Below are 22,887 nucleotides of genomic sequence, written 5' to 3'. Positions count from 1 at the left end.
TGAGTGTGCTAGTTTGGAATGATTAAGAATTAATAAAAATAGTCACCCATGAATTCAAACGCCACCGTGTCTGTTGTTATACTCAGTAGCAATAGTGTGCATTTAGATGCAACACACTTAAATGACGACAGTTTAATAATCCAAAAAAGAATTTGGGCATTGGTGAGTCGCTGTAACGACACCAATGCCTTTATTGATGTTGTACCAGCCATGAACTCGCTCACTGTTTATTTGAGCAACCCCGCTGAACTTGAAAAGTGGCAAACCACCTTAGCACAGTGGTGGGATGAGATTGATCCGCAACAACATCAAGGTACACATCATAAAATAATCACCCACTATGGTGGTGACTTTGGCCCCGATCTGAATTTTGTTGCTGATGCACACGGCCTATCACCAAAACAAGTGATTGAATTACATAGCAGTGCTCACTATCAAGTATTGTTCTTAGGCTTTCAACCTGGTTTTGTCTACTTACATGGGTTAAATGAGCAATTACATACACCTCGAAGAGCAACCCCACGTACACATGTAACCAAAGGCTCTGTTGCAATCGGGGCTAGTCAAACGGGTATCTATCCGGCTGACTCTCCCGGCGGTTGGCATATTATTGGCCACACTGATTTTACTTTATTTAACTGCCACGCTAATCCTCCCAGTGTTATTCAACCTGGCGATACACTGCAATTTGTTTGTTTGGAGTCTGCCTTATGATCACGGTATTAAAACCCGGTTTATTAATGACGATTCAAGATAAAGGCCGTGCTGGCTTTCGCCATTTGGGTGTTGCTCAATCAGGAGCCGTGGATCGTTACGCTATGACCATAGCAAACCGTTTACTCGGTAACAATGATAATGATGCCGTTATTGAAATAACGTTAGGGTTGGCACAGTTACAATTTAATTGCGACACCGTTATTGCCTTAATTGGCACTGATATGAAAGCAAAACTTGACGATACGCCTGTTTACCCTGGTTGGACATATACAGTCAAACAAGGTCAAATATTGACGTTTTCTGCAGCTAGAAATGGCTTTAGAGCTTACCTAGCGGTTAAAGGTGGCATAATCTGTGAGCAGGTAATGAATTCACGTGCGACCGATTTAGCTGCAGGCTTTGGAGGAGCCACCGCAGCCGCGCTCAAAGACAACGATACGCTCAGTATTACGCCCTACTCCCAAAGTTGGCCAAAACTGGGGGCACTCTCTCCACCGAAACGTAATGTCATTCGTATTCACCCAAGCATACACGCAAACTTACTTAAGCAATCAGTACTTGACGATTTTTGCGTAAAGACATGGCAAGTAACCCCGCAATCTAATCGAATGGGCGTAAGGCTCCAAACGCAAAGTAATCAATTAACACACTCGCATTCATTACCGTCTTTGCCTGTCAGCCCAGGCTCAATCCAGTTACCCCCCAATGGGGAACCAATTGTATTGCTTAATGATGGTCAAACGACCGGTGGCTACCCATTACTTGGCACCGTAATTAGTGCCGATCTTTATCATTTTGCCCAACTTAAACCGGGTGACAGTATTAACTTTAGCTATGTCGATTTAGCAACGGCAAATGCAGCACAAGCTAAACTTGATGCCCACATGCAGCAACTGTCTATCGCACTTAAAAACAAGTATTAACGACCGTGTTTTGTTTAAAGGTAAAAAATACGCTGTAAAGTACGTTTACCATGCTATAAAGAACAACTACTTCCGCCTTCATCTTGTTGGCGGTTAAATCTATAGGTGGTTTTTAATGACGAAACTGACATCCAGTATGCCCTGTGTATTGCTCACCGGCTTTGCGCCATTTGCTGGGGAGTCAATTAACCCTTCTTGGCAAACTGTCAGTAAGCTAGATGACAGTTTGATAGCAAAACACCGCGTTATCACTTTAGAATTACCCTGTGAATTTCATCGTTCATTGGCAATCCTATATCAAGCGATTGAGCAACATCATCCTGTGTTGGTGCTTTGTGTTGGCCAAGCTGGTGGACGCTGCGAAATTAGTATTGAGCGTATTGCAATTAATATTGATGATGCACGCATTAATGACAATGCAGGCAACCAACCGATTGATACACCTGTGATAGCAAATGCACCTGCTGCATATTTTACAAATCTTCCTATTAAACGTATGTTGCTTGCATTACATCAGGCTGAGATCCCTGCTGCCATCTCAAATACGGCTGGCACCTATGTGTGTAATCACGTGATGTATGGTCTGTTGCACCATATCAATCAACACGAACCTCAAATTAATGGTGGCTTTGTTCATGTACCCTATTTACCTAGTCAAGCGGTGCACCACAATGGCGCACCCAGCATGAGCGAAGACACGTTACTCAGTGCATTAAAAGTCATGATCAACGAAGCGATCAGTGCAAAACAGGATATAAAAGTAGCAGCAGGCACCACTCACTGATCATTTTGGTGCACCACCATTCATTATGGTGCATAAATTATTCTAAAAATATTGTAAAAGCTATGTGACTTAGTTAATTATTTCTGTTAAAACAAGGGTTCGCGTTTAGGAAAAATCTGCCTATGGCGCACACATGATAGGAATGAGGAGTTACTATGTGTTCAATTTTTGGTGTATTAGATATTAAATCTGATCCCGCCCAATTGCGTACCCAAGCAATTGAAATGTCAAAATTATTACGTCACCGTGGTCCCGATTGGTCTGGTGTCTATTCATCTGAAAAAGCGATTTTAGTGCATGAGCGTTTAGCCATTGTTGGTGTTTCAAGCGGTGCACAACCATTATACAACCCTGAAAAAACTAATATTCTAGCTGTTAATGGTGAGATATATAATCATAAAGAATTAGCTGCAAATCTTGAAACCGAGTTTACTTTTCAAACTCAATCAGACTGTGAAGTGATATTAGCGCTATACAAGCAAAAAGGCCCTGAATTTTTAGATGACCTTAATGGCATTTTTGCCTTTTGTTTATACGATGAAGAACACGATGCCTACCTAATTGGCCGTGATCATATTGGTATAATTCCACTTTATACCGGCCATGACGAACATGGTAATTTTTATGTTGCCTCAGAGCTCAAAGCGTTATCACCTATTTGTAAACACATAGAAGAGTTCCCACCAGGGCATTACCTGTGGAGCAAAGACGGTCAGTTACGCTCTTATTACCAACGTGATTGGCAATCTTTCGATGCCGTTAAAGATAATGATGCAAAAGCCGAAGACGTAAAAGATGCCTTAGAAGCTGCCGTTAAACGCCAACTTATGTGTGACGTACCGTATGGTGTATTACTTTCTGGTGGCTTAGATTCTTCTGTTATCTCAGCAATCACCCAGCGTTTTGCCGCTAAGCGTATTGAAGATAATGACGAAAGTGATGCGTGGTGGCCAAAACTGCATTCTTTCTCTGTTGGTCTTGAAGGGTCACCTGATCTAGCAGCAGCTCAAAAAGTAGCTGATATGATTGGTACTGTGCACCACCCTATTCACTTTACTATTCAAGAAGGTATAGATGCATTACGGGAAGTGATCTATCACATTGAAACTTACGATGTAACGACCATTCGAGCTTCAACACCTATGTATCTAATGGCACGTCAAATTAAAGCTATGGGGATTAAAATGGTGCTCTCTGGTGAAGGTGCCGATGAGTTATTTGGTGGTTACTTGTACTTCCATAAAGCACCTAACGCACAAGAGTTCCATGAAGAGCTCAATCGTAAAGTGTCTAAACTACACATGTTTGATTGCCTACGCGCAAATAAATCAATGGCTGCATGGGGGGTTGAAGCCCGCGTACCTTTCCTAGATAAAGAGTTTGTTGATGTGGCAATGCGCATTAACCCTGAGGCAAAAATGTGCGGCAATGGTAAAATTGAAAAGCATATTTTACGTGAAGGCTTTGAAGGCTACCTACCAGATGACGTTCTTTGGCGACAAAAAGAACAATTTTCTGATGGCGTTGGCTACAGTTGGATTGATACATTAAAAGAATACGTGGCTGAACAAGTGAGCGACCAAGATTTAGCCAATGCTAAATTTAAGTATCCAATCAATACACCGGATTCTAAAGAAGCTTATTTCTATCGCAGTATTTTTGAATCTCACTTCCCTGGAGACGCAGCTGCTAAGTGTGTTCCGCACGGTAAGTCTGTGGCGTGCTCTACACCTGAAGCACTTGCATGGGATGCATCATTTCAAAATAATGCCGATCCTTCTGGTCGTGCCGCTGGTATCCATAACGACGCCTATGCGCAAAAGTAACAAACGACTTTGCTTATATAACACTCACTTAAAAGCTAATAAGTACACAGCCTTGCGCTGTGTACTTATTGCTTCAGAGCAAACAGTTTTTAGTGATCCTCATTCCCAATGCTATGGCTCATCTGCATTAATTATCATCCACAGAAATGGCTTGACCTCTGCCATGATGCAAAAAATAGCCAGTAGCAGCACGCATCCCGCCACCGTATTTCTAAAACAACAGGATATTAAAAAACGTCACTGCGCTATTCGTTGGTTTAATCACAGCCATGAGATCAGCCGCTGTGGTCACGGCACGTTGGCAGCAGCACTCTTTTTAAAAAAATTTCAAGGTATAAGCCCACAAGGTTTTTATTCTAACAACAAAGAGTTATTTACGATTAAAAGCCAACGTAAGCAAACGCAGTTGCAAATGACAACAATAAAAAGCACACAAGTTGCCCCTCTTCCACTACTTAGCAATGCAATAAAAGGCAAAATAATAAAAACATACCAAACTGCAGAGCAACATGGCTACATCACAGTGTTGGTTGATAATCGACAACCTTTAACGTCATATATTGTCGATATCGACGAACTGACTCATGTTGCCAATGCGGTGATCTTATTACAACAAGCGAATATAACAGAGCAACAAGGTGTTTGGTATTTTCGTTATTTTGCTCCTTATTACGGTGTTAATGAAGACCGTGCTACAGGCTCAGCTTTGAGCGTTATAGCACCAATCACAGAACAACTAACACATAAAAAACAATCTTTGCTGATACAACAGTCAAGTACTAAAGCGGTGATCCACTCCTGCTTATCGGGAAAAAGTGTGATCATTCATTAAAATGCTATAGTGGCCTTAATAAACACAATGCAAAGTAGCCTCGCTGATCTTGCCAAGTATGCTCTAAACGCAAATTAGCTTGAGCACTCAACTGACTAAATGCCGCTAGTGTGTATTTATGAGAATTTTCAGTATGGATGCTTTCACCTTCCGCAAAGTGAAATAATTGACCATTTAGCCTAACTGTCTGCTCGCAGTCACTGGAAAGGTGCATTTCAATGCGGCTTAGCTTTTCGTTAAATCGTGACTGATGCGTAAATTGCTCTGGATTGAAGTCTGCACCGAGCTCATTATTGATCCGTAATAGCAGATTTTTATTAAATGCAGCTGTGACCTTTTTTTTATCATCATAGGCATCAAGTAGCACTTGCCGATCTTTGACAAGATCAATACCAATGAGGACATAGCCGTTAATACCGCACAAGCGATGGAAATTTTTCATGATTTCAATCGCTTTAACCGGTGAAAAATTACCGAGTGTTGAACCTGGAAAATATACCAAGTTAGTTTGTGTCTCCAGCTGCGCTTCGCGACTGAGCTGCTTGACCATTTGGCTATGTGTAAAATCACCGAGCAAAGGCGCAATCGCAAGCTCTGGGAATAACGGCGATAAATGGGCCAGTGAATAGTTAAGCATTTCACTTGAAATCTCAAATGGTACAAAACTCTTAACATTCACTAAATGCGCCAGCAAATAAGCAATTTTTTTACCTGAGCCACAACCGGGCTCTATTATTGATAAGTTATCAGGTAGCAACTGTGCAATGGCTTGGCTATATTGACTTAAAATACTTAGCTCCGTGCGGGTCACATAGTATTCATCAAGTTCAGTGATCTGTTCAAATAAAGCAGCCCCTACATCATCATAAAAGTATTTACAGGGTAGGTTTTTTTGTCGTTGCGATAACCCGGCTATAACATCGTTTAAAAACTGAGTATCTACTTTGTTTGTCATTAATTGTGTTATTTGGCTCATAATCAATCCTTAGCGAGTCTAATGCCACTGCGCATCCACGCTTGATATGGGTAATAAAAATTGCGATAAGTGAGTCTTAAGTGATTTTTCGGGGTAAATTTACAGCCACCGCGTAATACCATCTGATTAGCCATAAATTTACCGTTGTACTCCCCCGCGACACCTGCAACTGGCTTAAAGCCCGGATACGGCAAATAAGCACTGTTTGTCCACTGCCAACAATGTTCAGTAAGTTGCTCTATAACAGGTGCTGTTGAGTTTGCACTGTTGCTTTGTTTAAACTGATCTTCTAATGTATGCGCCGCTGCATATTCCCATTCAAACTCTGTTGGCAAACGTGCATTACAATAATGGGCATAGGCACTGGCTTCATAAAAGGTAATATGAGTTACTGGCTCTGCAAGTGCTAGCGGTTGCAATCCATGCAAGGTAAATTCAAACCACTCATTATTTATCTTGTGCCAATAAAGCGGCGCAGTTTGATGCGTTTTATTTATCTGCGCCCAGCCATCACTTAGCCAGTGTTCTGGGTTTTGGTAACCACCACTTTGCATAAATGCAAGATACTCGCCATTGGTTATTAAGCGATTAGCGAACCTGAAAGGCTGAATAAACACTTGATGTTTTGGTCGTTCATTGTCGTAACTAAAGTCGCTATCAGCTGCGCCAATGTCGATTATTTGCTGCGAAAATGGCACAAAATTGAGTTCGCTCACTTGGCTTTGGCTAACTGCTACAGGGTTGTTATTTTTATCGTAGTAATGAGGAAATAGTGGGTTAATCGAAAAGTTGTATTTAATATCCATTAACATCAGTTCTTGATGCTGTTGTTCATGATTAAGACCAAGCTCAATAATATCGGCAATCTCTTTACTAACATGAATTGTTTGGTTAAGAAATTCTAATACAGCATTATCTACATAACGTCGGTAACCAAGTACACTCTCTAGACTAGGTCGCGACAATGCTCCTCGACTGGCACGGCTGTACTGATCGCCTATCCCATTGTAATACGAGTTAAAAAGCACTTTAAACGCGCTATCAAATACTTGGTATTGCGCTTGTTGTTGAGTAAGTAAAAATGTCTCAAAAAACCATGTCGTATGAGCCAAATGCCACTTGCTAGGGCTTACATCAGCCATCGCTTGTAATTGACAATCTTCGGCTGACAGTTCAGCTATCAAGTTAACGCTATGCTGTCGAATTGCATGGTAACGGTTTATTAAACTTGCGATCTCCTCGTACTTTGCATTTGATGTAAAATTCATATGTTATAAGTATCCTTCTGTTTGCCTTATACTAAAGATAGACCACAGATACGTTAAAACACATTCAGATGACAGCTAGATTAAAGTCAAATTAAAATTACAATGTCATTAATTCTTGATTGTCTACTGCCAATTAAAGATTAGACCGATAGGTTTAATACTAATTTTTCTTTATTTTAAACACAAAAAATCGGCTAGGTATAAGCTAGCCGATTGATAAAATTGGTTATTCTACTTACCCAATAAATTACTTAAACATTCGCTAACTCTTGTTCAAGCTGCTTACTTTCATCGCCTCTTGGTGAAGTAAAACGTGCAAGCCCTAAATATATCACCGGTGTTAAATACAAGGTAAACAATACCGCAAGTGATAGCCCACCAAATACTACCCAACCAATTGCATTGCGTGCTTCGGCCCCTGCACCGGTTGATAATATTAACGGCAATGCACCGAGCAAGGTTGATACTAAAGTCATCGTGATCGGTCTTAAGCGCACTAATGCCGCTTGCTCAACGGCTTTGCGAACTGATAAACCTTGATCTCGTAGTTGATCGGCAAACTCAACTAGTAGAATCGCATTTTTAGCAATTAAACCTATTAACATCACTAAGCCTATTTGTGAGTAAATATTCAATGAAGTCCCCGTCAGGTAAAGCGCTAAGATTGCAGAGGTGATGCCAAATGGTACTGTGACCATTACTACAACCGCACTATTTACGTTTTCAAATTGTGCGGCCAAGACTAAGAAGACAATTAAAAATGCCAATATATACGTAATAAACACTTCATTAGAGGTTTCTTCAAACGTTAACGCTTCGCCTTTGAATGCTAAGCTAATGCCACTTGGTAATGTTTGCTCAGCAATTTCACGTAACTGCGAGACAAGCTCGGCAATACTCATGTCTTCTGGTAATTCCATATCTAATTCAATGGCGCGGCGCTGTGCATGACGTTCAAGTTCTGCTGCAACCCCTTCTTCACTAATTGTGGCCACACTACTCAATGGTACGAGTCTCCCATTTGCAGCACTGACATAAAGATTAGCTAAATCACTCGGATCGTTAATGGTTTGATTTTGTGATTGCAGCATTATCGGCACTGATTGGTCACCAATATTTAGATCGGCTATGTCATCACCATTGATAGCAGCACGCAAAGTGACTGATATATCACTCAACAAAACACCTAACTCATCAGCGCGGCGTCTATCTATATTAACCCGTAACTGTGGTTGTGAAGGTTGATATGAAATCCTAACATTATCAATTGCAGGAATTTGTTGCTCAACTTGGGCAGCAAGTTGCTGCGCCGCTTTATAAATTTGTAAGTAATCTTGCCCTAATAACGCCAGCTCAATTCCGCCTCCTTGGCCACGTAAATTTAAACTATTAGAACCGTTAGGATAGCCAGCAGCACCAGGGACATTACCCAGTGGTGCACGAATTTTATTAATGATCTCTTGCTGAGTAAAATGACGCTCGTCCCAATGCTTTAATGGCACTGTAATGAAAACGATATTTGGATCCCATTGCCCTACGACCGTATAAATAGATTCTATTTCACCACTTTCTACGTACGGTAATAAAATGTCTTCCATTTGCATTGCTTGGCGATCCATAAAATTTAAACCAACGCCATCGGGACCACGGGCAAAGATACGAATTTTACCACGGTCTTCTGATGGTAATAACTCATTATCTAAATTGACATACAATGCGCCAGAACCGGCTGCAATCAATACGCACGCAGCAAAAGTGAGCCATGCATGATCAAGTACCCAATGAATGGTTTTAGTGTAAATATTAGCAAGCCAGTGACCTATTTTTGCAAATGGATGTTTACCTCCTTGCTTTAATTTTAACTTTGAGGTTAATGCAGGAACCAAAGATAACGCGACAAAACTTGAGATGATCACAGCACCTGCAAGTACCCCACCAAACTCCCTAAATAGTCGCCCAGCGGTTGAGGGTAAAAATGCGATAGGGACAAATACTGCTGCCAAAACAGCCGTTGTGGCCACAACGGCAAAAAAGACTTCCCGTGTGCCGATAACTGCAGCTGCACGTCGACCAAGCCCTAAACCACGTTGCCGTTGAATGTTTTCGCTGACCACAATCGCATCATCAACAATCAAGCCCGTTGCAAGTACTAATGCTAAAAGCGTAAGTATATTAATTGAAAAGCCCAGTGCCCAAATCAAGGCTAGTGAACCAACCAAAGCAACCGGAATTGCAAATGCTGGAACTAAAGTCGCGCGCCATGACCCAATAAATACCCACAACGTAATTATCACAAGTAACACGGTTAATACTAACGACGAGATCACTTCATCAACTGAGCTTCTAATAAATTGCGCATCATCTGATGTCAGAGTAAATTCTAGTTCAGGAAAACGCGTTTGCATTTTCGCTAATAAACTTAACACTTCATCTGATATCTCAATGGTGTTTGACTGTGCTTGGCGGATCACTTCCATACCAATCACAGGCTGGCCATTTAAACGTACCATAGAGCGTGGATCCGCAGGGCCAAAATACACAGCTGCAATATCGCCAATACGCGTACCATCACGAATAATAATATCTGCTACCTGCTCTGCTGTAACCGATGTAGCATCTGCACGGACAATAATCTGTTGATCGGCTGACTTTAAACTACCTGCTGGTACGTCAAATGGAGCTTGGCGCAGCACTTGGGCAACATCAGGTACTGTTAAATTAAAACTGGTTAATTTAAGTGGGTCTAATCGTACTCTTAACACTCGTTTGCGGTCACCATTTAGGCGTACATCAGCAACACCTGGAATGGTTAAAAACTGTGGGGCCAAATCCACTTCAACTAATTCAGTCAAAGCCTCAAGCGCTAAAGACTCACTTGAAACGGTTAACGATACTACAGCTTCGGCATCGTTATCCGCTTTAATAATCGAGACTCGTTCAACCTCTTCTGGTAACTCACGTTGCACTCGCGCTACGGATTCACGCGTTTCATTTGCAGCATCATCAAGATCAACACCAGCACGAAACTCAACCACAATACGTGCGCTGCCTTCTTCACTCTGCGCACGAATAGTTTTAACACCACTGACTCGTGCAACCGCACCTTCAAGTTTACTGGTTACCTCGGTATCAACCGTCTCAGGTGAACCACCTGGAAAAGAAGCCGATACAGTGATCCTTGGCGTATCAACATCGGGCAGTTCACGTACCTCAACACCCGCGATTGCAGCTATCCCTGCAATTATAATTAATAAATTGAGTACGACTATTAATACTGGACGACGAATTGCCATTGAAGGCAAGTCTTGCATCATAGGTGATTGCATTTGCTACTCCTGCACAGTTGCAAGTGGTTGCACAAATTCAAGAGCTTGTGCGGGACGAAGCCGTTGCACCCCTTCAACCACCAAAATGTCGTCTTTATATAACGGGCCTGAGACTAATAAACGTCCTGCTAAACGTTGCTGAATTTTAACATCCACACGCGTGGCTTTTTGCTCAACACTTTTCCATACATATGGACCTGTTGCGCCCCAAAGCAAAGCAGCTTCAGGCACTGCCGCAAAGCGCTCACCTTGTATTTCTATATGAACTCTAAAACTCATACCTGGTAAAAATTGTGCGTTTTTATTGTCTAATTTTGCTTTTACCCGCAGCGTTCTGGTTTGAGGATCAATACGTGAATCAAGATAAGCAACCTTAGCATTGACTGCCTTGTTACCCTGCCATGGAATAACGCGCACTTGTCCGCTACTTCTGAGCATACTAATTGCGGATTCTGGTGCATTAAAATTAATGTAGAGTTGTTGGGTATCATCAATACTTGCTATGGCTGTCTGTGTTGTAATGCGGTCGCCGACTTCAACATCAGTCAACCCCATTGTGCCACTAAAAGGGGCACGGACTTGACGGTCTTGTAACTCAGTCTCAGCTTTAGTGACGGCTACTTTTGCTAACTCGTACACGGTTTTAGCATCGTCTAAATCACTTTGCGGTACCGCTCCTTTAGCATGACTTTGTTGCAAACGGGTTTGAATACGCTCGCTATCGGCAAGCTTTATTTTTGCTTCATTCAAGGCAGCAATTTGTCTGCGCGAATCCAGTTCTAAAAGCACCGAACCCGCAGTTACTTTATCACCTGGTTTAAAATGTACCGCCGTCACTTTATCACCCACAGCCGGATAGAGAATAACTGAGCGGATAGCTTCTGCATTGCCAACTGCTTGCACTTGCTCATTGGCATGTTCCATCGCAACACGTTCTACAAGTACATTAGCAGCCAGTGCCGAAGGTACAACCGCAGCACAACTAAAATAAACACAAGTTATAAGCACGCGAAATTTCAAAAGTTCACCTAATTAATTATTATTTCTATTATTATACCCAGTGTATCAGCCTTTTGATCAATAAAAAGTCTAGTTCGATTAACTGGCAAAACAATACGTTGAAATACCTTGGAAGTGGCAAGAATAAAAGATAATTGAAAGCGTTGTATTGAACGCAGCGATTTACACTTGTTATTAGGTGAACATTGTTTGGTGAATAATTATTAGCTGAATAAGCCTTAACTTAAACCGTCAGATTCGATTAACAGGACGTAAACAAGCCTGACCGTTACTAATGTGCTGTGAGCAGACGGTGATAACGCTTAACATATGGGGATTTTAGGAGCATTTTTTCAGCGAATAAAATTCTGACCATGATGTTTTTTGTGAGGCCTAAACTAGATCCCTTTTAAAATCGTCATACAGCTTTTGAACTATAGGTTCTGAGGCTGCATTTAAAAATTTAACCATTGATTCTTTTGATAAAAACAAGTCCTTTAGCTTTATTGAGTATCCAGGGGCGACAGGAGAAATTGGTATCGCATTATAAGACCACATGATTTTACCCGAGCTATCGAATAACTGTGCAGCGATATTAAAGCGAGAATTGAACTCGTCAGAAAAACCATGAACCATACCTAAAACTACAACATTAAGTGTAATCACTAACTTATTTTGAGAATTGCTATCAAAGTTAATATTAAGGTTATCAGCTTTTACTTTTTCAATGAATTGATTCTGCACGATCTCATTTAAGCTTATATGATTTTCTTTCATAAATTTTAACGCAAGCTCTCTAACTCCTAAGCCGTCACTAGCAGTTCCAGAATAATAATAACTGACACCTGTCCATTGAACTTCAACCGTACTTATAGCTGTTAGCATTGAATTATCGTTTGGGCTGGCTTCAAGCTTTATAGTTTGTAACTGATCGAAATTTTCTTTTTTCAGTTTTACACTCGGGACTGATGAACATCCACTAACAAAGATTATAAAAAGAAGTACCAAATAATGAAGTTTCAACGAAACTCTCCTATAGACCTAACGAGCCTGTAGAATAACTCGTTTAAAATTTATTTTTATTTATGCATTAACCATAGCCGAGTTCCTATTTTGATTCAATTAGTTACTTTGATTTTACGTAAAATATAAAAAGCGGATTTGCTGTTGCTCTAATGGGGGTTTTGGAAAGTATGACAGGTGTTTGAGTGGCATATTTGAAGTAATAAGGGCTTACTCTAATTAATGCATCATGTTTTACGCATGCTCATATTAGCCTTTAAGTTAATCCTCATTTACTTCTCATTCCCTTCTCTTTGTGCAAAAAAATTTAGTGAATTATTCACAAAGAGGTTAAGAGACGCTGCGCTTTAGAGGAATATCACAAATACTTCGCTAATAACATAAAGGTTATCGCGTAGCATCCCAATATGTGTTTGCCGTAAGCTACTTGCTTAACAGCCGCATCGACAGACGAAATAAACGAATTTGTTTATTGATTTAGAATTGACCGTCCATTTATAAAAACGGTCAAAAAGAATTTTCAATAAATTTCTGTTTAGAAACCCAAAAGTAAGAGTGTTAAATCACTTACTTTGCTTAACTAATGCACTATATAAGTGCCACTCAATTAACGGTTTAACCACATAATTAATTTACTTTTTAATGTGTCGGGTTTTATCGGTTTGGTTATATAGTCGTTCATTCCGGCTGAAATACAGCGCTCTCTATCGCCAGCCATAGCACTGGCTGTCATGGCAATGATGGGAACCTGCTTGTAAGCAGTACCAGCGTGCCCCTTACGAATAGCGGCAGTGGTATCGTAGCCATTTAAGTTTGGCATTTGGCAGTCCATTAAAATCAAATCAAAAGATGTAGTTTGCTGTGATTTTAATGTTTCAATGGCTTCACAACCATCACTTGCACAAGTGATAGCAACTCCTGTCCTTTTTAATATTGCTTTGGCCACTTCAAGGTTGATCATATTATCATCAACAAGAAGTACATTAAATTGTGAGAGGTTTATCTCTACTTCGTCTGTTTTTAATGGCTTTTGCGCGGGCAGTAAAAAACGCTTACTAGTACCAAAAAGACTGGCTAATTTAAAACTCAGCTGATCTTGCGTTAAGGGCTTATTAAGTACATGACAGTTTTCCGGGTAACTTGTTTTAACTTCCTTATTTAATAATAAGTCTCTTAAAATAAGCATGTATTTCTTGTTTAGCTGCTCACACAAGGCGATCAACTTATCAAGTTCAGGGTGTTCATTGTCAATAACGAGAAGGTCCACGTTCAGCTCATGATGCTGTAAAAGGTAATCAAAGCGCTGAATATTATTGGCTTTAACGTTACAGTTTTTCACTAGTAGATTACTCAGGTTATTAAACACACTGTCTTTATCAATCAGTACACCAACTTGTATATCATTGATTAACTCTATCGGTGTGTTAAGTTTTTTTTCTGCTGCGACATGCAACTCAACGAACGCGGTAAAACAACTGCCTTTCCCTTTCTCACTTGTTACCGTTATGTCCCCTCCCATTAACTGAGCTAGTTTCTTACAAATAGATAATCCTAAGCCAGTTCCCCCAAAATGGCGTGTCGTGCTGGTATCTTCTTGGGTAAACAGATCAAATAACTTGTCTTGGTTCGCAGCTTCAATACCAATTCCTGTATCAGTGACTGCAAAGCTCATAATTAATTTATCATCCGTTAGATAATTAACATCTAAACTTAAACTTACCTCGCCTTTATGAGTGAACTTAAACGCATTGTTTAACAGATTTATCAGGATCTGTTTCAGCCTATGGCTATCACCAACCACTAAACGATCAATCACTTTATTGGTATTAAGAATGACTTCTAAGCCTTTACGTTGTCCCTGTAATGCCATCGATGTGATCATGTCACTGCACACGGTGATAATGTCAAAACTATGGTTATCAATATCCAGTTTACCCGCTTCAATTTTAGAAAAGTCCAAAATATCATTAATTAATGTCATCAAAGAATGAGCACTGTTGTTAGCTAACTTTAGATAATGTTGCTGTTCTTCATTAAGAGAATCATCTTTTAGCATGTCTAACATGCCTAACACACCATTCATTGGTGTACGTATTTCATGAGAAATGTTTGCTACAAAGTCACTTTTAGCTTGGCTTGCTGCGAGTGCATCTTCAATTGCAGTTTCTAATTCAACTGTGCGCTGGGCTACCTTTTGTTCCAACGACTCGTTAAGTTTCTTAAGCTCAACCTGTGTTTTTTTAAGTGAATCAATATTCCTCAATATAGCAGCTACTTGTGTTTGCTGGCTAAACACATCAAAAACAGCTGTTAAAGTGATTGAATAGTAATGTTTTTGGTTATCGGCTGCTATATATATGCCTTCAAAAGAAGATTTGTTCCCTTCAATAATCGTGTTTGCAATACACGATGTATCTTTATCTTTTAATTGAAACAACTCGTTAAAAACTACTCTTCCTTCCACTAAGTTAAAATCCGTTTTTGCAGTTTGGTTTGCATGGCAGATCACGCCATTAGCTTTTACAGTAACAATTGCATCAAGTGAATTTTCAATGATTTTATTATTTTGCTCTTTTAGTGAATGTAACTCTAATTTACGATTTATATAACGCTGGTATAACCACACCAAAAATAACAGCGTTGAAAATAGTCCGATAACTATCAGTATAAAGTTATCTCTGCGCTGTGTTACTTCATTAAGTAAATAGTCTGTGTCTATTGAAACCGCTAATGTAAGTGGCAACATTTCAACTTTCCCCTCAAATGAAATCTCTCTTTTGAGGTAATACTGCGATGGCAGTTCAGTCAGTGGTAATGCTGTATATTGACTCATGAGTTGAGTGGTTGAGAATTCATCAAACCAATTTGTAGTCTGGTCAAATTCAAACGCAAATCGTAAGTTTGGCTCTGGGTGATATAAAAATTGATTATTATTATTCAGTAAATACAGGTTGATCCCATTAGGCGTATTAAACGTTAAGCTGTTAATGAGTGATTCAGCGAAGTAATTAGCAACAAGAATACCAAAGACTTGCCCATTACTATCAAAAACAGGTTTTGCAACACGGTAGGTACTGACATATGGAACCTGTATTTTGCCGTTTTCGCGATTATAGTTAATCGGAGAAATATACACCGAATTCTCATCAAGCTTACTTGCTTCTATTACATAATCACGTTGCCCCTTTTTTTGCAATTGAGAGTCTGTAAGTCGGATTAGCCCCTCCTCGGTTCTGTCAATGCGGACAATCTCTTGCCCATGCTCAGCCAGCATAATATAGCGTGATTGGGCTAAGTAACCGTCAGTTTGCATAAATCCGGTAAATATTTCAGCTAAGCGTGTTTGCCACACCTCCATCGGTGTTTTTAACTCAGGATCAACCGAATTATTAGCGGCGGCACGCATAATGCCAGAAACGGGTGGCGTCACATTAAAAAATTTAATTGTCGCTATACTGTTTTGCAGCTGTTCACGTAATGCGTGGCTTTTCGTATCTAATTCTTCTTGCAGATTAGCATGCGCTAACTGGTAGACATCTTTTCGCGTTTTTAACTCAAAAATATAAAGAGTGGGGACCAACAAGATACAAAAAGCTAATAGTGCAATCAGAAAGACTTTATTACCACTTACTAAACGGTTAAAGGAGGTATTATTTGGCATCGAACACGTTCTACTGTCTATAAACTAATACATAGTATAGGTAAATTAGAAAAATATTTCTCATACTTATTAGGACGCGTTGAGCTTTTAGGAATAAAGATCCCCCCTTGTCGTAGTATTTTTGGAAGGATTTAAAGGTGGGGTAAAACTGGCTAGCTTTTGTGCTCAATAAGTAAGCCTGTTTATAAAAGAAATGGCGGTAATACCGCCATTTTTAAGCCTCATACTATCTAAACAATACGGCTTCTTTGTTAAACCATTTAACACAAAATGCCAATAGTGCACCAGCGACAACGACTGTAGCTAAGAAAATTAAGCCTAACAAAGTGTAATCAATAGTACCTTTGATGATTTCTTTGATTGCTAATGCCACATTCGTAACAGGAATAAAAGCTGTTTTAGCATTGAGCTCAATATTAGGTAATAGTGCCACTATGATAGGAAAGATCACCCCCATGCTGAGCGGAGTCATGTAATTTTGTGCCTCTTTAAATGTACGTGCATAAATTGAAATTGCTAATGCAAGGGACGAAAATATAGCGGCAACGGGGAGTAATATTATAAATATTAAAGCAAGATCTAACACCCGCAACGAGCTAAATGCCGTTTTAACAACAGCTAAATCAACAAAAGTGATCGCTATACTGATCCAAATCCCCATACTCAACACGGTGATTGTGGTGGTTGCGATTGACGCTGCCAGCAAAGTTATAAACTTTCCTAAAACTAGTTGCGTACGCGTTATTGGTGTCAGTAGTAACGTTTCTAACGTACCGCGTTCTTTTTCACCCGCGCCTAAGTCTATTGCAGGGTAAGTTGCCCCCATTAACACTAATGGAATAAGTAAATATGGAATAAAGCCACCTATTTTCTCACCTAAATTCTCGCGTTTATCTGCGGTATCAACTTTAACTACCTTAATTGGTGCAATGATGGCTTGTTGCTGCTGCTCATCGATACCATAGCTAAGTAATTTCTGTGCGCGTAAGTTATTACCAAACTCTTCGGCCAACTCTTTTACTCGGTCGAATAAAAAATTGATTGTTTTGGCATCGTTATAAACCACTTGCCACTGGCTTTGCTTCGCATCATCTAGCGTTTGTTTGGCATCCGAAGGTAAATAAATCCCCATATCTATAATGCCTGCTTTTACTGCTTCGCTAAGCTCTTCAACGCTTGTAAAGGTCTGTTCACCTTTATAGAGCTCAAAACTTTTATGATAAAACACTTTATCAGTAAATGACTGCGCATATTGACCATTAATGATGGCGTAGGTATGTACTTTTTGCTCTGCCTCAAGGGCTGCTTGTGAGCTAATAAATGCCATAACAGCAAATAGCAGCGGAAAAATTGCAACGGGTAATGCAACGATAAAAATTAAGGTTTTTTTATCTCGCAGTAGTTCTGTTATTTCCTTTTTAAATACTTCAAACATCACTTTTCTCCGTTAGAATGTTCATAAATGCTTGATTCAATTCGTCACTCTTGCCTACTTTTTTAAATTCCTCAAGGCTGCCATCAAAGCAACTTTTTCCTTCGTTGATCACTGCGACACGGTCACACAATAATGCAACTTCGTCTAAGTGATGTGTTGAGAAAATAACGGGGGTGCCCTGCGCTTTTAATCCTTTGATAAAGTTAATCACGGTTTGTGTCGTCATAATGTCTAAACCAGTGGTTGGTTCATCCAGTACCACCACTGCCGGATGATGGACAACAGCACGCGCGATATTCGCTTTTTGCTTCATTCCGGTAGATAAGTTCTCTGCACGTTTATCAATAAAGCTATGCATATCGAGTAAATCAAATAACTCGTCACAGCGAGAGCTAATAGCGGCTTTGCTCATACCATGCAATTTCGCAAAGTATTCAATGTTCTCTTTAACGGTCAAACGGCCATATAAACCGGTACTGCCCGATAAAAAACCGATAGATTTACGGCCAAACAGTGGATTTTTAATGATATTTTCACCACCGATGTGAATGCTTCCAGCATCAGGCTTTAACGCCGTTGAGATCATTCTTAACGTAGTGGTTTTACCAGCCCCATTAGGCCCGAGTAAGCCCAGCACTTCGCCTTGGGCACAGTAGAAGCTAACATCAGTAACTGAATGAAAATAGTCTTTGTCTTCGCGTGGATCAATTTTATCAAGCTTATTTTTTTTATGATCTTTAGTCAGCTTAAATTTCTTTTTAAGCCCTGATACTTCTATCATGTTCGTATCCTTCGTTTCGGTCTAAAGTAATCCGTATTACTATAAAATTCGGGGTTATTGTTGTCATACCAACCAGGCACCCCCAGTAAAGGTAACGGTGAAAGCTGGCTGTTGTCCCTTAAACAGTTATCATGCTTAATCATCTCATAAAGCGTTTGATCAATATACTGATACTGCTGGGTTAAATCTTTACAAAATATGTCATTTGGCACTTTTACAAATAATGCTTTTCCCGTTAAACCAATATACGGTTTAGTTAGCATTTCGTAATTTGCATGACCAAACATAAAGGGCGTAATAGTTTTACCCCATAATGCTCTGTGTTTAACGAATGCGTCTTGCCACTGGTGATTTTTAAGTAACTGCGGCCAAACATCATCACACACCGCAAGTACCACACCACATTCATCAAACAAGGTCAGCGCATTACGGTGCTTTGAGCGCTGCTTTGTACCATGAATAGCAATTTCTTCCACATGGCGTTGATTAATTAACGCTTTAGTTTTCGGAAACAAACACCAAATCAAGCCACCAAATAGATCATGCCAATTTTGCTGGCGCGTAGGCACTTTACCCGTATCAAAAATGATTTGCTCATAGTAGCGCTCTTCCTCACTAAAACAGGCATCGTCCACAAAGCGAATAACTTGCTGGTTCGCATTTTTAGCATCTAAAAAGGATGAAAACCACGCACACGCAGGCCAATCAGGTAAACATTGCAAAGCAAACAATGTATTTAAGTGGTTAAATGCGCCACTTTCTAAGCTGGCGCTATGCCATTGTTCGTGGGGAGTAAAACGCTTCATGAGTATCTTTAGCTTTACAGAAATTTTAGGGGGAGTTTACCGCAAAAACTGGTTCTATTTAATAGAAGTTCTTATACTCAGCACACTTAAAACAAAAAAAGAGCGACTATGAAACGTTATTTTTCTCTTACACTCCTTGCAACATCAGTACTTGCAGGATGTGCAACAACAAGTCTTACCTCTGATGATGTTAGCAAAGGTTATGATTCGATAAATGCTCAACAATTAGCTGAGCATATAAAAGTACTCGCCTCAGATGAATTTGGTGGCCGTGCGCCTTCTTCTAAAGGTGAAGAACTGACACTCGCGTATCTAACAACAGAATTTAAAAAACTTGGTTTTCAACCTGGTAACGGTGATAGCTTTTTACAAGAAGTGCCGTTAGTTTCTCTAGAAGCTGATTCAGATATGGTACTTAATATTGGCGGAAAAGATTACCAATATAAGAAAGATATGGTAATGGGCAGCAGCCGCATTAGTGAACAACAAAGTATTAAAGACTCTGAGCTTGTTTTTGTCGGTTATGGTGTAAATGCACCAGAATATAACTGGAACGATTATGAAGGCTTAGATGTGAAAGGCAAAACGGTTGTTATGCTGGTTAACGATCCAGGTTTTGCGACAAAAGATCCTGCGCTTTTTACTGGTGACGCCATGACTTACTACGGCCGCTGGACGTACAAATACGAAGAAGCGAGTCGTCAAGGCGCTGCAGGTGCGATTATTATCCATGAAACTGCGCCAGCATCATACCCTTGGTCTGTAGTAGAAAATTCATGGAGTGGTGAGCAGTTTGGTTTTCAAAAAGAAAATAACAACATGGACAGAGTTGCTGTTGAAGGCTGGGTAACTACAGACGTTGCAAAAGAGTTATTCACTAAGGCGGGGTTAGATTTTGATACAGCTAAAGCCAATGCCGCTAAAGGTGCTTATCATGTTGATATGGGTGATCTAACTGCGTCTGTGGCTGTTAAAAACACCATTAAGAAATCTATTTCGTATAACTTTATTGCCACTTTACCAGGTAGCGAAAAAGCCGATGAGCACATTGTTTATTCAGCTCACTGGGATCACTTAGGCACAGATAAAACCCGCAAAGGTGACCAAATATATAATGGCGCACATGATAACGCCACCGGTACTGCAGGCTTAATTGAAGTTGCAGAAGCGTTTGCAAGTCTACCTAAGCATCCTAGCCGCTCAATGACGTTTTTAGCTGTTACAGCTGAAGAGCAAGGCTTATTAGGCTCGAAGTATTATGCTGCAAACCCTGTAATACCAGCAAATAAAACTGTTGCGAATATCAATATGGACAGCCTAAATTTATTGGGCAAAGTAAAAGATATCAGTGTTGTCGGCCTTGGTAAATCTGAAATGGACACTCTCTTAGAAGTCGCGGCTAAAGCACAAGGTCGTACAGTGTCAGGTGATCCTAAGCCGTCATCAGGGGGTTACTACCGCTCAGATCACTTTGCATTTGCAAATATGGGTATTCCAGCCATGTATGCGGGCGGCGGCAGTGAAGCACTTGATGAAGAAACGGCGAATTACCGCAAACGTATGAGCTTAGTACTTCGTGGTTGCTATCATCAACCATGTGACAGATACCGTGATGAATGGGATTTATCTGGTGCTGTGCAAGACTTACAATTATTTTATCAAGTTGGTTTTGATATTTCAGAGCAAGCAACTTGGCCTACTTGGAATAAAAATTCTGAATTCCAAAGAAAATAATGTAAATGATATTGATTTTCATTTGATTTAAATCTAAAGTGCAACTTAGATAATTTTTAGGTTGCACTTATGTTTTCACTCTCACTTCCCAAAATAAGTTTACCCACTTCCACACAATTTATTATGAGTAATAAACGGCTTTTATTGCCTCTATTTCTGCTAGTCTGTTTAGCGTACTCCCCTATGAGAACACTCACACTCGCAGCAATGAGTGATGCTTTTTTTCAAGTGAGTGTATTTGTTGCAGCCACCTTGTTTATTTATTACTACGTTATCGATCGGCTTCCCCAACTGGAATTGGGTTACTTAAGTCAAAAATCACCGCTATTAGAGGTCAGCTTTGCGTCATTACTCGGTGCATTACCAGGCTGTGGTGGTGCAATAATAGTCGTCACACAATTTACCAAAGGACAAGCTAGCTTTGGCTCTGTCGTAGCAGTGTTAACTGCAACTATGGGAGATGCCGCATTTTTATTATTAGCAACTAAACCTGTTGAAGGGTTGCTTATCATGTTTATTGGCCTAAGCGTGGGTATCGTTAGTGGCAGCTTAGTTAATGCACTACATAAGCCTGATCACCTACGACCTGCACCAAATGACTATACGGATGACTGCCTTAGCCAGCCAAGTAAAGCGTTAATAATGAGTAAGTCTATCTGGCAAGTTGTGTTGATCCCGAGTGTAATAATTGCAATTATGATCGCTATTAATACTGACTTTAATAGCTTAAATACCCTGTTGGCAGATTCAATTACGCTGTTTGGTGCGGCTATGGCGCTAGTTGCTGTAGCAACGTGGGCATTCTCTTCTAAAGGGCAAAGCTACCAAGAAGTTACATCTGAAGAAGAGACTATCTCCCCCCCATCAAAGCTGTATAAAGTGCTGCAGGATACTCATTTTGTAACAGCTTGGGTGGTCGCATCATTTATGTTATTTGAAATATTAATTACTTTTGCCGGAGTAGATCTAAAAGCCTGGTTTGCCCATTATGCGTATTTAGCCCCTTTAATTGCCGTAGTGATTGGTTTTTTACCTGGTTGTGGCCCGCAAATAGTTGTTACTACTCTTTATATTCAAGGGATCATTCCATTTAGCGCCCTCGCAGCGAATGCCATATCAAATGATGGCGATGCGCTTTTCCCTGCAATAGCCATGGCACCGCGCGCAGCCTTCGTCGCGACGATATATTCTGCAGTGCCAGCAATACTTGTGGGCTATGGTTTATATTTTTATGGCCTTTAAATTTTGGCTATAAAAAAGCTCAGCAATTGCTGAGCTTAAACATTAAATATGGTGCTAAATACTTTTATGAACTTTGCAAATCAAGCTCTTTTGGATTAGCACCGTGATCGTTTTCACCCTCTTGCGAGTCCTGCGCAAGAAAAATAATCAATACAATCCAACCTACTATTGGCACAAGCCAAAGTAACTGCCACCAGCCAGAACGGTTCGTATCATGAAGACGACGAGCACCTGCACTTAGTTGAGGGATCAATAAAGCCAAGCTATAAATTGTTCCAACAATGGCTGTTCCTGTAAAATAATCGACTGCACCTGTTACAATCGAAAAAATAACATTGAATAAAATAAACATCCAATAAGCTTTACGACGAATACGGCCATTAAAATCGGCGTAACGACGCATTGCTTCCATAAAGTATTCCATATTAACTCCTTAATTTTTTTAATTCCCTGACGGGTGTCGCTTTTTAGAGACAACAACATGATAAAGAAAAAGCAACAATATGAAAACAAAAAACCAGCATTAAGCTGGTTTTAAAATAAGTCTATTTAAA

17 protein-coding genes are annotated in these 22,887 nt (G+C 40.1%); 7 read left to right on the top strand and 10 right to left on the bottom strand.

Annotation, left to right across the window (positions count from 1 at the left end):
* The first annotated feature begins 48 nt into the window (after positions 1-48).
* The 5 genes from pxpB to PHAL_RS0117210 all read left to right on the top strand — a co-directional run bounded on the left by pxpB (position 49) and on the right by PHAL_RS0117210 (position 5,082).
* Positions 49-714: a 5-oxoprolinase subunit PxpB gene (gene pxpB, locus PHAL_RS0117230; protein ID WP_016709679.1), complete on the top strand. Its 666-nt coding sequence runs from the start codon at positions 49-51 to the stop codon at positions 712-714.
* Positions 711-1,640, top strand: coding sequence for a 5-oxoprolinase subunit C family protein (locus tag PHAL_RS0117225; protein WP_016709678.1), 930 nt, complete (start codon positions 711-713; stop codon positions 1,638-1,640). The genes pxpB and PHAL_RS0117225 overlap by 4 nt, the downstream gene beginning before the upstream one ends.
* 115 nt (positions 1,641-1,755) lie before the next feature.
* Complete coding sequence (gene pcp, locus PHAL_RS0117220) at positions 1,756-2,424, top strand: pyroglutamyl-peptidase I (RefSeq protein WP_016709677.1); 669 nt, start codon at positions 1,756-1,758, stop codon at positions 2,422-2,424.
* A gap of 155 nt (positions 2,425-2,579) precedes the next feature.
* Positions 2,580-4,250: an asparagine synthase B gene (gene asnB / locus PHAL_RS0117215; protein WP_016709676.1), complete on the top strand. Its 1,671-nt coding sequence runs from the start codon at positions 2,580-2,582 to the stop codon at positions 4,248-4,250.
* Positions 4,237-5,082 carry a PhzF family phenazine biosynthesis protein gene (locus tag PHAL_RS0117210; RefSeq protein WP_016709675.1) on the top strand — a complete coding sequence of 282 codons (846 nt, stop codon included), beginning with the start codon at positions 4,237-4,239 and terminating at the stop codon, positions 5,080-5,082. Before asnB ends, PHAL_RS0117210 begins: the two co-directional genes overlap by 14 nt.
* 4 nt (positions 5,083-5,086) lie before the next feature.
* Here PHAL_RS0117210 and egtD read toward each other — a convergent pair whose 3' ends face one another.
* From egtD to PHAL_RS0117165, 9 genes are all read right to left on the bottom strand, one after another.
* A complete protein-coding gene (gene egtD, locus PHAL_RS0117205) occupies positions 5,087-6,058 on the bottom strand; it encodes an L-histidine N(alpha)-methyltransferase (protein WP_016709674.1) in 972 nt (323 codons plus the stop codon).
* Positions 6,059-6,060: 2 nt separating this feature from the next.
* The gene (gene egtB, locus PHAL_RS0117200) at positions 6,061-7,326 is read right to left on the bottom strand and encodes an ergothioneine biosynthesis protein EgtB (protein WP_016709673.1); all 1,266 of its coding nucleotides are present in this window, start codon (positions 7,324-7,326) and stop codon (positions 6,061-6,063) included.
* 251 nt (positions 7,327-7,577) lie between these two features.
* Positions 7,578-10,652, bottom strand: a complete 3,075-nt coding sequence (locus PHAL_RS0117195; protein ID WP_016709672.1) for an efflux RND transporter permease subunit — start codon at positions 10,650-10,652, stop codon at positions 7,578-7,580.
* Positions 10,653-10,655: 3 nt separating this feature from the next.
* Positions 10,656-11,672 (bottom strand): efflux RND transporter periplasmic adaptor subunit, encoded by a 1,017-nt coding sequence (locus tag PHAL_RS0117190; protein ID WP_016709671.1) that lies wholly within the window; start codon positions 11,670-11,672, stop codon positions 10,656-10,658.
* A gap of 372 nt (positions 11,673-12,044) precedes the next feature.
* On the bottom strand, positions 12,045-12,674 hold the full coding sequence (locus tag PHAL_RS0117185) for a hypothetical protein (RefSeq protein WP_016709670.1): 630 nt from the start codon (positions 12,672-12,674) through the stop codon (positions 12,045-12,047).
* Positions 12,675-13,281: 607 nt separating this feature from the next.
* Positions 13,282-16,335 (bottom strand): ATP-binding protein, encoded by a 3,054-nt coding sequence (locus PHAL_RS0117180; protein WP_016709669.1) that lies wholly within the window; start codon positions 16,333-16,335, stop codon positions 13,282-13,284.
* Between the two features lie 226 nt (positions 16,336-16,561).
* Positions 16,562-17,770 (bottom strand): ABC transporter permease, encoded by a 1,209-nt coding sequence (locus tag PHAL_RS0117175; protein WP_016709668.1) that lies wholly within the window; start codon positions 17,768-17,770, stop codon positions 16,562-16,564.
* Positions 17,763-18,551, bottom strand: coding sequence for an ABC transporter ATP-binding protein (locus tag PHAL_RS0117170; protein ID WP_016709667.1), 789 nt, complete (start codon positions 18,549-18,551; stop codon positions 17,763-17,765). Before PHAL_RS0117170 ends, PHAL_RS0117175 begins: the two co-directional genes overlap by 8 nt.
* Positions 18,548-19,357, bottom strand: coding sequence for a DUF3025 domain-containing protein (locus PHAL_RS0117165; protein WP_016709666.1), 810 nt, complete (start codon positions 19,355-19,357; stop codon positions 18,548-18,550). Before PHAL_RS0117165 ends, PHAL_RS0117170 begins: the two co-directional genes overlap by 4 nt.
* Before the next feature lie 108 nt (positions 19,358-19,465).
* Here PHAL_RS0117165 and PHAL_RS0117160 point away from each other — a divergent pair, with 108 nt between their 5' ends.
* Both PHAL_RS0117160 and PHAL_RS0117155 read left to right on the top strand, forming a co-directional pair.
* On the top strand, positions 19,466-21,091 hold the full coding sequence (locus PHAL_RS0117160) for a M28 family metallopeptidase (protein WP_016709665.1): 1,626 nt from the start codon (positions 19,466-19,468) through the stop codon (positions 21,089-21,091).
* Between the two features lie 69 nt (positions 21,092-21,160).
* Positions 21,161-22,333: a putative manganese transporter gene (locus tag PHAL_RS0117155; protein ID WP_016709664.1), complete on the top strand. Its 1,173-nt coding sequence runs from the start codon at positions 21,161-21,163 to the stop codon at positions 22,331-22,333.
* Positions 22,334-22,397: 64 nt separating this feature from the next.
* On the opposite strand, the gene PHAL_RS0117150 is transcribed toward PHAL_RS0117155, so the two are convergent.
* Positions 22,398-22,757 (bottom strand): DUF805 domain-containing protein, encoded by a 360-nt coding sequence (locus PHAL_RS0117150; protein WP_016709663.1) that lies wholly within the window; start codon positions 22,755-22,757, stop codon positions 22,398-22,400.
* Positions 22,758-22,887 lie beyond the last annotated feature (130 nt).

This window comes from Pseudoalteromonas haloplanktis ATCC 14393 (assembly GCF_000238355.1).
Taxonomy (GTDB): Bacteria; Pseudomonadota; Gammaproteobacteria; order Enterobacterales; family Alteromonadaceae; genus Pseudoalteromonas; species Pseudoalteromonas haloplanktis.
Note: the sequence above shows the minus strand (reverse complement) of the source record. Positions and strands in the feature narration are given on the sequence as shown.

What these genes read in the sequence shown, in the direction of transcription:
- pxpB (WP_016709679.1), top strand. Translation starts at nt 49, where the DNA reads ATGAATTCAAACGCCACCGTGTCTGTTGTTATACTCAGTAGCAATAGT.
- PHAL_RS0117225 (WP_016709678.1), top strand. Translation starts at nt 711, where the DNA reads ATGATCACGGTATTAAAACCCGGTTTATTAATGACGATTCAAGATAAA.
- pcp (WP_016709677.1), top strand. Translation starts at nt 1,756, where the DNA reads ATGACGAAACTGACATCCAGTATGCCCTGTGTATTGCTCACCGGCTTT.
- asnB (WP_016709676.1), top strand. Translation starts at nt 2,580, where the DNA reads ATGTGTTCAATTTTTGGTGTATTAGATATTAAATCTGATCCCGCCCAA.
- PHAL_RS0117210 (WP_016709675.1), top strand. Translation starts at nt 4,237, where the DNA reads ATGCGCAAAAGTAACAAACGACTTTGCTTATATAACACTCACTTAAAA.
- egtD (WP_016709674.1), bottom strand. Translation starts at nt 6,058, where the DNA reads ATGAGCCAAATAACACAATTAATGACAAACAAAGTAGATACTCAGTTT.
- egtB (WP_016709673.1), bottom strand. Translation starts at nt 7,326, where the DNA reads ATGAATTTTACATCAAATGCAAAGTACGAGGAGATCGCAAGTTTAATA.
- PHAL_RS0117195 (WP_016709672.1), bottom strand. Translation starts at nt 10,652, where the DNA reads ATGCAATCACCTATGATGCAAGACTTGCCTTCAATGGCAATTCGTCGT.
- PHAL_RS0117180 (WP_016709669.1), bottom strand. Translation starts at nt 16,335, where the DNA reads ATGCCAAATAATACCTCCTTTAACCGTTTAGTAAGTGGTAATAAAGTC.
- PHAL_RS0117175 (WP_016709668.1), bottom strand. Translation starts at nt 17,770, where the DNA reads ATGTTTGAAGTATTTAAAAAGGAAATAACAGAACTACTGCGAGATAAA.
- PHAL_RS0117170 (WP_016709667.1), bottom strand. Translation starts at nt 18,551, where the DNA reads ATGATAGAAGTATCAGGGCTTAAAAAGAAATTTAAGCTGACTAAAGAT.
- PHAL_RS0117165 (WP_016709666.1), bottom strand. Translation starts at nt 19,357, where the DNA reads ATGAAGCGTTTTACTCCCCACGAACAATGGCATAGCGCCAGCTTAGAA.
- PHAL_RS0117160 (WP_016709665.1), top strand. Translation starts at nt 19,466, where the DNA reads ATGAAACGTTATTTTTCTCTTACACTCCTTGCAACATCAGTACTTGCA.
- PHAL_RS0117155 (WP_016709664.1), top strand. Translation starts at nt 21,161, where the DNA reads ATGTTTTCACTCTCACTTCCCAAAATAAGTTTACCCACTTCCACACAA.
- PHAL_RS0117150 (WP_016709663.1), bottom strand. Translation starts at nt 22,757, where the DNA reads ATGGAATACTTTATGGAAGCAATGCGTCGTTACGCCGATTTTAATGGC.